The sequence below is a fragment of the Lysinibacillus sp. RC46 genome, from assembly GCF_041262385.1.
Classification (GTDB): Bacteria; Bacillota; Bacilli; order Bacillales_A; family Planococcaceae; genus Lysinibacillus.
This window is the reverse complement of the sequence record NZ_JBGCCF010000003.1, coordinates 1-13,481: the sequence shown is the minus strand read 5'-3', so window position 1 is coordinate 13,481 and position 13,481 is coordinate 1. Positions and strand designations below refer to the sequence as shown.

Genomic DNA, 13,481 nt, shown 5'->3' with positions numbered 1-13,481 from the left:
GATAGCATGAGTATTTCTATGAAGGATGAAATTTTAAAAAGAATATTAGCTGCTAATGGTGAAGCGGTTTCGGGTCAGGAGCTAGCAGATTCCCTTGGAGTATCACGTACAGCTATATGGAAACATATGCAATCGTTACAGGAGGAAGGCTATACATTTGAAACGGTTAAGAAAAAGGGCTATGTACTGACTGGTGTGCCAAATAGCTTAAGTCCAACACAAATTGAACTATTTTTAAATACGGAGCGTTTTGGACGTGAAATTCATTATTTTGATGTTGTAGATTCAACACAAACCATCGCACATAAGCTTGCACAGGAAGGCGCTCCTCATGGCACGATTATAATCGGGGAGGAGCAAACTGCTGGTCGTGGTCGTATGGCGCGTCCATGGGAATCTGCAAAAGGTACAGGTATTTGGATGACCGTTATTGTGAGACCGGATGTTACGCCTCAGCAAGCTTCATCGTATACGCTTGTCGTAGCAGTTGCGGTTACGATGGCTATTAAAACATTATATAAACAAATTGAACCAGCCATTAAATGGCCAAATGATTTGCTCATTAACGGTAAAAAGTGTACAGGTATATTAACAGAAATGCAGGCTGAGGCAGACCGTGTACAAGCACTGCTAGTAGGCATAGGTATTAATGCAAACCAAGTCGAATCAGATTTCTCCCCAGAAATTGCTGATATAGCTACATCTTTACGTTTAGAAGCGGGTGAGGAAATTAATCGTGCAGCCCTCGTTGCATCTATTCTTCAATATTTAGAACAATTCACGGATTTATACGTGAAGGAGGGCTTTGCTAGCATTAAAAAGCTATGGGAACAAATGTCATGTACTATTGGACAACGTATTGAAGTAACGACTTTACGCGGGCGCTTTGAAGGCATTGCCAGTGGAATAACGGACGAAGGTGTACTACAGCTAACAGAGGATGATGGCACTGTCCGAACAATTTATTCTGGAGATATAAAAATTTTGTAGAGCATAGAGTACTAGCATACTCGTGAGTACTTGCTTATCTGTTTTTAATTAAACAAGAACGTATATTTTCAATCAGAGAATATACGTTCTTTTATATATTTGATGATTTAATTTTTAGCTAGACATTCTTTTATTTAATATGAACAAGTATGTAATTAGAATTAAATTAACAATTAAGACAATAATACTGCCTTCAATTTTATAGATGCCACCTGATAGTAATGGATTTCCTTGAAACGTACTGTTTAAGAGATTTGGATAATCACTTGCCAAAGAAACACCGCCAAATATAATCGCTCCAATTGTATTCCAAGTGAAATGAGCAATTATAGGTGCTACAATTGTGCCTGTGTATTCTAATAGTAATGTTACAAGTATACTCATTGAAATAACATTGAGCACTGGGATAATACCTGCTTCAAATGCTCCACCGTGCATCGCAGAAAATAAAAGAGTAGTTAAAAAGGTTGCCACAATTACATTATATTTATGCTTCCATAATTGATATGGATAACCTCTCATCAACAATTCTTGCATTACAACATTCAATAATGATGCCAAAATCCAAATCCATATGTAATCAATATTGTTTTGCCATGTATATTTAATGTCTTTGTAAGTAAAAGGACAGCTACCAAGCTACCCAACCATAAGATACCCATTACAACACCTATTAGAGAATTTTTAAAGAATCTTGAAGCTATGGGGATCTTAATTTTACCCTTTTCTATTACTGAAACAAAAATAATAGATAATAAAACTACTAAAGCAAGTGGTACGAATTCCCACCATAATCGTAATACTGCCTGATTATTTGTTTGTATATCAGGCGTAAAAGAAATTAAAATTGCCCATCCAATAAAAAAGATAACTGTTTTTAAAATTGTACTTATTAACTTTTTCATTAATGATTCCTCTCCCATTTCTGTATATGAGTTTATATTTTTCGCAAAATGTCAATTTTATGAGAGGTCGTTATTTCATGAAAATCTCCTTTAGACAAAGTACATCCAAAGGAGTTAAACGGTGCAACTTTTTTATAAACAGTATTAATTTACTTAAAATGGTACAATTTTCATAAACGGTACGACTTTATTTCAAAGCCCCATTTGTAACCTCATCAATATCATTCCATACATAAATAAGCTCTTCTACTATTTTTCCACCAATTTTAATTTCTACGTTATTGACATATTGTGCACCATAATATTCATAGAAATCACGTGTTTTATTTTCTGCTAATACTTCAACAAATACTTTTTCGTATCCTTTTTGTTTAAAATAGGCGAATACTTCTTTGAGTAGTTGCTTCCCGATTCCCATTCCTTGATATTCTTCTAAAAGATAGATAGATGTTAAATCAGTTGCATTGGGTACTGAATTAGTTTTTCGTGTGCCACCAGTTGCAAAGCCAATTATTTCACCTTGTTCATTTTCCGCTACCAGTACATAATTCGTAGCATCTGAAATATTCCTCTTCCATAATTCTGTTCGCTGCTCGTAAGATAAGTTATTCAAAAAATCATCTGGAAGAATGCCTTTATAAGTCGTTCGCCAACTGTCAACATGTACTTTTCCGATACCTTGAGCATCTTTAATGTTTGCTTTTCTAATTTTCATAATGATCACCTCATAAATCGAATTTTATCTCCAAGATGACGGCGTAACTGACCTGATTCACCTCGGTTATTGCCTTCACTTACAAGAATCGATTGCTCTGATGAAAATTTCTAATCATTATCATTTATCTGCTCTTGGAGCGAAAGAGAAGCGGCTCATCGTACGCCCCAGGAAGCTTTGCTCTGTGCGAAAGCGAAGCGTCAGCGACAAATGTTTTCTGTGCGAAAGCGAAGCGTCAGCGACAAAGCGCCTAGCCGGAACGGAAATCAACTCCTCGTTTTGCCAAAGCCCTTTACTTTAACATTAATTGTAAGTCACCGTAAGAAAGTGTTACTTTTAACTGGTTATCACCGTTATAAGATTGCGTTACCTTGCTGTTTTGATCTGTCTTATCAACTGTAAGATCCCCGAAGTCAGTTTCTAATTCATAGCCAAGTTCACTTTTTTTATTTTGTAAATGAAGTGTAGTATCTCCGAAGTCAGATGTAATAGTGGATTGACCATTTAATGTTCCATCTATGTTAATATCACCATGTTCACTTTCAGCAACGAAGCCATTACTTGAAAATTGTTGTAGCTTCATATCACCAAACGATTGTGTAATTTCTGTTTTATCACCAGTAGTGTCTTTCAATAGTATGTCTCCAAAATCTTCAATAAGATTTAACTCTTGATAATTTAGACCACGAATGGTTATATCTCCAAAATTACTATCAAGGACAACGGTTTTCAATTTTACATCTGAAGGAACATAGATTTTGATGGAAGGAGTACTGAAGCTGAAAAATCCGAATTCGAAACCATTCTTCTTCTTACTCTTTGTTTCAACAGTTAATGTCTTATCTTTAATACTGTACGTCACATCATCATCTTTAATAACATTTGTTTCTAGTGCATAACGATCACTAGTAATAATTTCAACATCTCCATAGTGATTGATAATATTGAGATTAGTGAAATCATCTAGTTTATAGGAATTGTTTACTAGTTTATTGTTCTCAGGCAGTTGGATACCTTCATCATTTATGACAAAACTCCATTTCCCACCGGAGAAAAAACCAACTAGAGCTAACAGTACGCCTAAAGCGATCATAGTAATGGCAATATGGGTATATCGGGACGTCATTAGTATCCCTCCTTCCGCTTCTTCGTTATTTTATGGAATAGTTTACCTAATGCTTCAACACAAACAACAACGATTGTTTTGATCAAACGTGTAACGATTGGGAAAAGTAGGATGCCCAAACCTGTTACGATAAAGCCAACACCCATAAAGAGTAAGGCTGTTGGCCAGTCCTGAGTTAAAATGAAGAAGCCTGAAATAAGTGCAGCGATTCCACCGAAAAAGATACCAAGTACAGTTGCGATAATTGCGATGATAATGCTGAATATAACTGCTCCAAATGAAAAAATAAGTGCTATAGCAACTACAAGTAGCGGTAAAGAAAGTGGGGCAGATATTATTGCTAGAATGATAAGCCAAATCGCAGACATATTCTTCTTAGTCGAATTTGAATTTGAATTTGAAGTTGCTTCTAAATCCTTTAATGCATAGTCCGCCATTATTTGTGATGCAACATGAGAAGGGGAGCCTAGTTGTTGAATGACCCGCTGTTCGTTTTCCTCTCCTGCTTCATCAAAATATTCCTCATAATAGGCAAGCGCAGCATCAATCTCATGCGCTGGAAGACGTTGTAATTTCCCCCGTAGCTTTTTCAAATAGCTTGCTCTATTCATCATATTTCCCTCCTATAAGTACACAATCAACCATTTCTTTATACTGTTGCCATTCTTTTAATAGTTCCAGTAATCGGATTCGACCTTGATCAGTAATTTGGTAATAGCGTCTATTTCTGCCTTGGTAGGGCTGATCGTAGGTTGTTAAGCAATTTGCTTTTTGTAAACGACGTAATACTGGGTACAGCGTAGATTCTGATATATCCATCACGGATTGTATTTGCTGTGTTAATGAGTAACCATAAGCATCCTCTTTATCGACGATGGCGAGTACACAAGCGTCAAGTAAAGCTGAGCCAAGTTGAAATGTCATCTTCTCTCACCTCACAATGTATTACCTATACAAGATTTTATATTATACGTCGTATAGTATGGTGGAAGTATATTACATATCACATTGAATTGTCAAACTTTATTAAAAAAGTTCAAACGGAAATTAAAAATGATAGTAGTGTCATTTTTAAATTTACAATAAAAGGTATATGAATTACGATAAAATGACAATGGTGTCATTTTAAATGTTTGGAGGTAAAGATAATGCCAAAGGTAAGCCATGAATATGTACAGGAAAAGAAAAACAGCATTTTAGAAGCAGCCATAGCAGTATGTAAAGTGAAGCCGCTCTATGACATTACGATGAGGGATATTATTAAAGCGTCAGGAGTAAGTCAAGGTGGGATTTATCGTTATTATTCAGACTTGGATGAAATACTTGTTGATGTTATTAATCAAGTAAATGCTAACGCAGACTATAAACATATTATCGATGGAATTACGGGTGCGAGTAACTCTCCCTCAAAAACAATCATTAAATTATTTAGTTTTCTTGGAGAGTACATGAAGGAAAACGTATCAACAGTTGGCAAAATTCAATTTGAGCTTACGATTTTATTTGCTAACAATCCAGAAAGAGAAAAGAAAATTTTATCGAACATTGTGGAAAATGAAAGTGGGCAATATTTGATGCAACAAATTTTTCATTCAATCCATAAGGGTATTTCTTCAGGATGTTTTCAGCTTGAGATATCGATAGAGGATTTATCTACTTTTATGATGACATCCATTGGTGGCATTGTGAGAGACGTTGTCTTGCAAAAATGTTACGGAATGTTCTCAAATGATCAAGTGCAGTTTGATGAGATTCGATTGATGAATACACTTTGCAAATCCGTATTATTACTATTGGGTACGAAAGAAGGAGAGGATTAAAGTTGGGAGTAGAGATAAGAAGATTTCTATTTTATACCTTTGCTACGTCTTGGATAATATGGGGCAGTTTAGCTTTGTTAACACAGCTAAATTTACTGGAGTTTGGCAATGCAATATCAATGATATTATTTATTCTCGGCGGCATTACTCCTGCAATTTGTGAGATTTGGTTGAAAAAGAAATATTCGACTAAAGAAGAGTTCAAATCATTTATCCATAATGTGAAAAATCCTAAGCTTCCTGTTTCATGGTACCTATTTGCAATCGGATTCGCATTTGCGGCGTGTTTTTTACCAACTCTATGGGGTGGAGCGACTATGGAGAATCCAATGTATCTGGCGTTACTTGAATTGCCAATCATGATTATTGGTGGAGGACTAGAAGAAATTGGCTGGCGTGGTTTTTTACAGCCTACATTACAAAAAAGATGGTCTCCTTTCACAAGTACAATTATTGTGGGCGTTATTTGGGCAGTTTGGCATTTGCCATTATGGTTCGTCATTGGATCAAACCAAATGAACATGAACTTCCTATGGTTTTCTCTAACAGCTTTAGCACTATCCTTTTTATTGACAATCATTTACCTCTCCACTAAAAGTATTTTTCTCTGTATTATTTTCCACGCTTTAATTAATTCATTTTGGGATGTCGTCTTTGTACCAGTTACAAATGTAACATCTGGTTTATTCACATTTTTATTTGCCCTGTTTCTATTTACAGTGTATGAAGTTTATCGAAAATCAAACTTTCTGAAACGAATGGTTTGAATTTAGTAATATTTATTGATCGTAATTATTAGAAAATAATATTTGAAGATTACTAGGGGAATCTGTTATAGTATTTGCGAAGGGCAGTATCCTTTTGTGAACGGCACCTTCAAAAACGTAAGAACTATTTACAATAAATATCTGCCTTGATCTTTTAATGACAGGGACGGAAGAAAACAAGCGTTCAAAAATATAACTTGATTCATTGGAATGGGCAATTCTCTCAAAGAGATTTGTTTCCGTATCCCTTTATTAAGTTATGGCCTCTACACAACAACGAGAGGTGATTTTTGATGACGAACGAAACACTACCCTTCTGTCCATTTTAGGAACAGAGGGGTTTTTCTGTTTTCTTTCCTTAAAAAAGGAGGACTACATGATGAAAACAACTTCAGATTTTTTAAAGATGAAGGCAGCAGGTGAGAAAATCGTTATGCTTACTGCATATGATTATCCTGCTGCAAAATTTGCCGAGGAAGCAGGCGTCGACATGATTCTAGTGGGAGATTCACTAGGTATGGTCGTACTAGGCTATGATTCTACAATGCCAGTAACAGTAGCCGATATGGTTCACCACGCAAAAGCAGTGCGCCGAGGGGCAAAGGATACGTTTGTTGTTGTGGATATGCCATTTGGTTCATACCATGGTGATGTACATGAGACGTTAAAAACGGCAGTATCCATGATGCAAGAAACAGGAGCAGATGCACTAAAGTTAGAGGGTGCAGACGATGTTCTACCAGCAATTCGTAAATTAACGTCAGCTGGCATTCCGGTGGTAGCTCATTTAGGTTTACTACCTCAATCAGCAGGAGTGCTTGGTGGTTACAAAGTTCAGGGGAAAACAGCTGAACAGGCAACGAAACTCATTGAAGATGCAAAAAAATGTCAAGAGGCTGGAGCATGTGCAGTCGTCTTAGAATGTATTCCGCATCAGCTAACAGAGATGGTATCTGCTAATCTTATTATTCCAACGATCGGTATTGGAGCTGGTGTTGAGGCTGATGGGCAAGTGTTGGTTTATCATGACATGTTAAGCTACGGTTCACATCATGTACCAAAATTTGTGGAACAGTTTGCTAATATGGGTCAAGAAGCAAGCAGTGGAATTGCTAGTTACGTAGAAGCGGTAAAGACAGGTACATTCCCTGCGCCGAAGCATTCCTTCACAATGAAAGAGGAAGCATTGGATCAGCTATATGGGGGCGTAAAGTAATGAAAGTCGTCACTACAATCCAAGCATTAGCCGTAGAAATTCAAGCAGCTAAGCAAGCTCAAAAAACAATTGGACTCGTTCCAACAATGGGTTATTTACATGAGGGTCATTTAACACTAGCGAAAACAGCTCATGCCGAAAATGATTTAGTCGTTATGAGTATCTTTGTTAACCCAACACAATTTGGGCCAGCCGAAGACTTTGAAAGCTATCCACGTGATTTGCCACGGGATACTGCTTTAGCAGAGTCTGTCGGTGTAGATATTATTTTCGCACCGAGCGTTGAAGAAATGTATCCGCATGATGGTGGTATTCGTATTCATGCGGGTGAACAGGCAACCATTCTTTGTGGGGCGAGCCGTCCAGGACATTTTGATGGCGTTTTACAGGTCGTATCAAAATTATTTCACCTAGCACAGCCGACACGAGCTTATTTTGGACAAAAAGATGCGCAGCAGGTTGCTATTATTGCTACGATGGTACGCGATTTTAATTTCCCTTTGGAAATGCGAGTAGTACCTATTGTGCGGGAGGAGGACGGTTTAGCGAAATCCTCTCGTAATGTTTATTTAAGTGAAGTGGATCGTCTTGAGGCACCGGCAATTAATGAATCGCTCCAGCTTGCTCGTGATAGTTTTTTAGCGAATGGTGATGTTGCGAATGCGCTTGCTAAAGCAAAGGAACACATTGCAGCACGTACACACGGCCACATCGACTATATTGAACTATTAGCGTATCCAGATTTAATACCTGCAACTGCTGAGACGGAGCAAGTGCTTTTAGCTGTAGCCGTTTATATTGGTAAAACTCGTTTAATTGATAATTGTATCTTTAATGTGAAAGAAGGATTGTAATATGTTACGAATGATGATGAACAGTAAAATCCACCGTGCTACAGTGACACAAGCAGATTTAAACTATGTTGGATCTATTACGATTGATGAGGATATTTTAGATGCAGTAGGGATGCTTCCAAACGAAAAAGTGCATATCGTTAATAACAACAATGGCGCACGCTTTGAAACATATATTATTGCAGGGGAACGTGGATCAGGCGTTATTTGTGTGAACGGTGCAGCAGCACGCCTAGTACAACGTGGAGATATTGTGATTATAATTTCTTATGTGTACGTAGATAACGAAGAGGCAAAAGATCATAAGCCAACAGTAGCTATTATGGGCGAAGGCAATACAATTAAAGAAATGATTACCTATGAGCCAGAAGCAACGGTGATGTAATAGAGAGGAAGCGTGTACAAGTTGTACATGCTTCTTTTTTGTGTCCAAACTAAAAGGCGAAGGGATGCCGTAGAGCCAAATATGTGATAAAATTCATCTATCTAATGTGAACTGTGAGTTGAGATGTATGATGGAAAGTCAAAAGTATGCAATTGTTGATTTAGAGACGACTGGTCATTCACCAGCAAATGGGGACCGAATGATTCAAATAGCAATTGTTATTATGAAAGATTGGAAAATTGAGCAGACCTTTACGAAGTTTATTTATCCAGGTAAAGCTATCCCAACGTTCATTCAGGATTTAACGCATATTACGGATGAGGATGTAAAGGATGCCTTGCCGTTTGAGGCACATGCCGACTACATATATGAACTGCTTACTGATTGTGTATTTGTCGCGCATAATGCGGATTTTGACTTATCCTTTTTACAAGCAGAGTTTAAGCGTGCAGGTTTACCAAAATGGCAGGGTAAAAAGATGGATACAGTTGAGCTTGCCAAAATATTGTTCCCAATGTCACTGAGCTTTAAGCTAGGTGATTTAGCGGCAGATTTAAATATAGAGCTAACAAATGCACACCGGGCAGATGACGATGCCCGAGCAACTGCTGAACTCTTTAAACATTGCTGGAAGGAGCTACTCTGTCTCCCTCAGCTAACTCTTGAACAAATGCATAAACGTTCATTCAGATTGAAATCAAATTTATCCCAACTTTTCTTTGAAGCTCTTCAAATTAAAAGACAGCATGTAACGGCTAATGAGAATGTCTCCTACTATCGCAATTTGGCTATTTGTGATGGACGAAAAAAGCATCCAAATAATGCGGGAATTGTATCATATCCACAAACAGCAGCTGACAAAACATCATTAATGACAAAGGTGATGCCAAATTTTGAGCAACGACCGGCACAATTCGAAATGATGGATACTATTTGGCAGGCGCTCAATGACAAAAGGGAATGCGTTATAGAGGCTTCAACAGGCATTGGTAAAACAGCGGGCTATCTACTTCCCGCGATTTTATATGCTCGAGCAGTCGATAAAAAAATTGCGATTAGCACATATACGTCACACTTGCAGGAGCAGCTTGTTGAAGAAGAGCTACCGAAGATTGAAAAAATCCTTGGCACTAAAGTAAATATTGCTGTTCTTAAGGGCATGCAGCACTATATTGACGTTGCACGCTTTGAGCAATGTATGGCTTATGCTGACGAAACTTATGATGATACCTTCACGATTTTGCAGATTCTCGTATGGCTGACTAAAACTGAAACAGGTGTGCTAAGTGAGCTCAATGTATCGGGTGGTGGCCAACTATTTTTAGAGAAAATCCGCAAAATGCCTGATGAAAAACCTTCGAAGGGCTTTGATTTCTATGAACAAGCGTTAAAAAATAGTGAATTTGCGGATTGTATTGTAACTAATCATTCCATGGTACTCAGTGATTTAGTCCGTCAAACACCGATCTTTACACAAATTGACGGTTGGATCATTGACGAAGCACATCAATTTATACAATCTGCCATGCAGCAGGACGAAGTAGTCTTCTCCTATACGCAGTGGAAGTATATTTTCGGTCAAGTAGGAACGATGGAGGAAACTGCTTTGTTCCAGCAATTTAGTCAGGCAGCTAAGAAAAAACAACGCGTTTCTATGCAAAGCTTGCAACGACTAGACGCACAATTTATACGCCTGCAACGGACATTCGATGAAACTATTCAGCGAGCCGTGCAAAAAATGCAGCAACAAATAAAAGGGAAACAAGCTAGTAGTAAATGCACTTTATTTTTTGAGGATGTATCGCTCGCAAAAGAACCGCTTTTGCAAGTAAGTAAGCTCACACAGCAGTGGCTTGATCTTGCGACAGAAGTAGGACAGGCTTTTGAAAATAATATTGAGCAATTAGATAAAAATGAGCTCTATATATTATCAGAATGGCATTATTGGATCCGTGAATTAAAAGTAAAAATCGCTGAATGGGAGGAAATTTTCCTATCGTCACAGGATGATAATTCAGTGTGGTTAGAATTTGATTTACGGAGTGTTCCAGGGAGCTTGCAAGTCTTTAAAAAGCCTGTTAATGTCACGCCGATCATTGAAAAAGTACTTGCACCACTTCGTAAGCAGGCAAGCATAGTATGGACTTCTGGTACTTTGACTGTACCAGGCAATGAGCGCTTTGTGACGCGTCAACTCGGTATTTCCGATAGTGTGAAAGTAATAAAGCTACAAGCGCCACCATCCTATTATGCAGGAGCGAAGGCATTTATTGTCACAGATATGCCCGATATTCAACATGTGTCACAGGATGAATATATTGAAGCGGTCGCCCAAGCCATTACACGTACAGTGCGGATGACAGAAGGACGTTGTTTTGTCCTATTTACCGCTCAGGACATGCTACGAAAAACAGTGGAGCTTATTCAAGATAGTGAACTCCTTGATGACTATATGCTCTTTGCACAAGGTGTAACGGGTGGTAGTCGTATGCGAATCCTGAAATCATTCCAAAAATTTAGCCATGCCGTTCTTTTTGGTACAAACAGCTTCTGGGAAGGTGTAGATGTTCCGGGTGACTCACTTGCGTCGGTTATCGTTGTACGTCTGCCGTTCTCCTCACCAGAAGAGCCTGTATTTAAGGCGCGCGCAAAGCATATTACAGCACAAGGTCGCAACTCCTTCAATGAGCTATCACTACCAGAAGCCATCATGCGTTTTAAACAAGGCTTTGGTCGTTTAATCCGTTCATCCAAGGATAAAGGAGCCTTTATCGTTTTAGACCGCCGCATTTCAACAAAGTCGTATGGTAAGGAATTTATCAAGGCGTTACCACCGATTGATGTTAAGAAATTGCAGCTACCTGAGTTGTTAAAGGAACTTAATAATTGGCAGAAATAGTTGGAACCCCTTTTAGCAGTTTTGCTAAAAGGGGTTTTTTCGTATGTGCCTGGCATCTTGGAACGGATGCAATACTGCTCAAATCTTATACAAAGATGTTACTCTTTACTTATATAAATGAGAAGGAGTTGCGTGCTTTTTATGAATGTACAAATGAGACAATCCTCTAGAAGGGTCGAGATCAGGGTGAACCACTTGATACGAATGAAATCAGGCTTGATGGTGTCTCGTATAACCTATCTCAAAAGTTCATGCTAATATAAACACTATAAAGTAGGAAAATATAAACTGTAAAAGAGGTTGGTTTTATGACTAAATACAATTACTTTACATATGCCATTATGAATACCATAATATTTTTGCCTTATTTTCTTTTTACTATTATTGGTAATACTTACAATACAATTTTGAATGGTTGGTTTCCGCTTATTATCTTTTACGCTTTCCAAAACACAGGTACTTTTCTTATTAACTCATTCAGGAAAAAGGTAAACACCCGCGAATTATTGTTAGGTTTTCTTATCCTCGCAATTATCGGAACAATATGTGGATCTTTAGCACCATTTTCAACAATTTGGATTGAGCTATCTGCTGTTTTTATGGGAATTGCAGTGAGTATTTTGTTGCCACTCTACACAACAACTCAATATCATGAAAAGCACTTTTTTAGAACTACAATGAAATCAAAGCATTATTTATTCGCGTTACTAACTATTATAATAATTGTTCCGTTAATTTTATTTACCGCTAACTCTAATCATCCAAGTTTAGCTTTTGTAATTTATGGGGTTGTTCTTTCAATATGCTATATTTCATTAAGACATATGCCGAAATACCCGATTGCCATACTGCATTCTTCTCGTTTTTCAGCATCATCATTTATATTATTTATTTTATTCACTTTATTACTTTTTGTTATAAAAGCTACCCGTGAAACGAATTTTCAAATTCTTACCGTATTATTAATTGTAAGTATCCTGATTACAATGACGGTTCTTACTTTAATGATTACAAAATCAAAAATTCACCTTCGATTACCGAAGTTTATTTACTTTTTTTCCTTTATCCAAGGTATGGTAGTTAATTTTTATCTACTGTATGGTACTTTTTTTGCATTATCGCAAAAAAGTAATACTTTCGCGATTTACAATATTTATATGCCATATGGATTAGGTATTATATTTTCATTATTTATAGGAAATAAAATCATAAGTTATTTTAAACAATATGATCCACTTTCCGTAATCAATATCGCTTTTGTTTTAGGAATTTTACTAACTGTGATACCGTGGACAATCTCAATTGGTGGTTTCCTTATAGGTTTCTTTTCATCACTACAGGCTGTAAGATTAAATCGCCTTGCTTATGATGCAACTGATTCATTTAAAGATTCCAGTCTTCTATTACGTAGTAGTTGGTCTAAACTAGGAAGTATAATCAATCAAATGTGTTTCTTTTTCTTCATCTTATTAAATAGTATTATCAATCATATACCACTGAACGAAGTGTTCTTAGCGCTCAGTGGAAAGACATTTTACTATAAAAATCAAATGTTTGACGATTTAATAACAACTGCTATTTTAATCATTGCTATAATTGGGAGTCTCTTATTGTTTGGATCATTGAAATTAAGACGAGCACACAAAAACATAAATTAAAATTAAAGAAAACAGAGATAATAAAGTAAGAGGAAGGGGAAGAGAAAATACAAAGAGGCTGGGACATAACTAGCTTCAATTAGTGAGAAATCCGAATTTGAATGAATTCAAATTCGGATTTCTCTATTTTTTATGTTGTCTCCATA

The 13,481-nt window shown here is 37.0% G+C and carries 14 protein-coding genes; 8 read left to right on the top strand and 6 right to left on the bottom strand.

Annotation, left to right across the window (positions count from 1 at the left end; translation table 11 throughout):
* Positions 1-6: 6 nt before the first annotated feature.
* On the top strand, positions 7-990 hold the full coding sequence (locus ABH966_RS03720; RefSeq protein WP_370075861.1) for a biotin--[acetyl-CoA-carboxylase] ligase: 984 nt from the start codon (positions 7-9) through the stop codon (positions 988-990).
* 114 nt (positions 991-1,104) lie between these two features.
* Here the strand turns inward: ABH966_RS03720 and ABH966_RS03715 are convergent, their stop codons facing one another.
* The 6 genes from ABH966_RS03715 to ABH966_RS03690 all read right to left on the bottom strand — a co-directional run bounded on the left by ABH966_RS03715 (position 1,105) and on the right by ABH966_RS03690 (position 4,660).
* Positions 1,105-1,551, bottom strand: a complete 447-nt coding sequence (locus ABH966_RS03715; RefSeq protein ID WP_370075859.1) for a CPBP family intramembrane glutamic endopeptidase — start codon at positions 1,549-1,551, stop codon at positions 1,105-1,107.
* Positions 1,536-1,895: a hypothetical protein gene (locus ABH966_RS03710; protein ID WP_370075857.1), complete on the bottom strand. Its 360-nt coding sequence runs from the start codon at positions 1,893-1,895 to the stop codon at positions 1,536-1,538. The genes ABH966_RS03715 and ABH966_RS03710 overlap by 16 nt, the downstream gene beginning before the upstream one ends.
* A gap of 187 nt (positions 1,896-2,082) precedes the next feature.
* The gene (locus ABH966_RS03705; RefSeq protein ID WP_370075855.1) at positions 2,083-2,610 is read right to left on the bottom strand and encodes a GNAT family N-acetyltransferase; all 528 of its coding nucleotides are present in this window, start codon (positions 2,608-2,610) and stop codon (positions 2,083-2,085) included.
* 292 nt (positions 2,611-2,902) lie between these two features.
* A complete protein-coding gene (locus ABH966_RS03700; RefSeq protein WP_370075853.1) occupies positions 2,903-3,736 on the bottom strand; it encodes a DUF4097 family beta strand repeat-containing protein in 834 nt (277 codons plus the stop codon).
* Positions 3,736-4,350 (bottom strand): DUF1700 domain-containing protein, encoded by a 615-nt coding sequence (locus tag ABH966_RS03695; protein ID WP_370075851.1) that lies wholly within the window; start codon positions 4,348-4,350, stop codon positions 3,736-3,738. Before ABH966_RS03695 ends, ABH966_RS03700 begins: the two co-directional genes overlap by 1 nt.
* The gene (locus ABH966_RS03690; protein WP_370075849.1) at positions 4,340-4,660 is read right to left on the bottom strand and encodes a PadR family transcriptional regulator; all 321 of its coding nucleotides are present in this window, start codon (positions 4,658-4,660) and stop codon (positions 4,340-4,342) included. Before ABH966_RS03690 ends, ABH966_RS03695 begins: the two co-directional genes overlap by 11 nt.
* A 224-nt stretch (positions 4,661-4,884) precedes the next feature.
* On the opposite strand from ABH966_RS03690, the gene ABH966_RS03685 reads away from it, so the two are divergent.
* The 7 genes from ABH966_RS03685 to ABH966_RS03655 all read left to right on the top strand — a co-directional run bounded on the left by ABH966_RS03685 (position 4,885) and on the right by ABH966_RS03655 (position 13,335).
* Positions 4,885-5,556, top strand: coding sequence for a TetR/AcrR family transcriptional regulator (locus ABH966_RS03685; protein ID WP_370075847.1), 672 nt, complete (start codon positions 4,885-4,887; stop codon positions 5,554-5,556).
* A 2-nt stretch (positions 5,557-5,558) separates the two neighbouring features.
* Positions 5,559-6,323: a CPBP family intramembrane glutamic endopeptidase gene (locus ABH966_RS03680; protein ID WP_370075845.1), complete on the top strand. Its 765-nt coding sequence runs from the start codon at positions 5,559-5,561 to the stop codon at positions 6,321-6,323.
* A 379-nt stretch (positions 6,324-6,702) separates the two neighbouring features.
* Positions 6,703-7,539, top strand: a complete 837-nt coding sequence (panB, locus tag ABH966_RS03675; protein ID WP_370075843.1) for a 3-methyl-2-oxobutanoate hydroxymethyltransferase — start codon at positions 6,703-6,705, stop codon at positions 7,537-7,539.
* Positions 7,539-8,393 carry a pantoate--beta-alanine ligase gene (panC, locus tag ABH966_RS03670; protein WP_370075841.1) on the top strand — a complete coding sequence of 285 codons (855 nt, stop codon included), beginning with the start codon at positions 7,539-7,541 and terminating at the stop codon, positions 8,391-8,393. Before panB ends, panC begins: the two co-directional genes overlap by 1 nt.
* A gap of 1 nt (position 8,394) precedes the next feature.
* The gene (gene panD, locus ABH966_RS03665; protein WP_370075839.1) at positions 8,395-8,778 is read left to right on the top strand and encodes an aspartate 1-decarboxylase; all 384 of its coding nucleotides are present in this window, start codon (positions 8,395-8,397) and stop codon (positions 8,776-8,778) included.
* A 127-nt stretch (positions 8,779-8,905) separates the two neighbouring features.
* Entirely contained in the window at positions 8,906-11,677 is a 2,772-nt protein-coding gene (dinG, locus tag ABH966_RS03660; protein WP_370075837.1) for an ATP-dependent DNA helicase DinG, read from the top strand.
* A gap of 308 nt (positions 11,678-11,985) precedes the next feature.
* Entirely contained in the window at positions 11,986-13,335 is a 1,350-nt protein-coding gene (locus tag ABH966_RS03655) for a hypothetical protein (protein WP_370075835.1), read from the top strand.
* Positions 13,336-13,481: the final 146 nt, after the last annotated feature.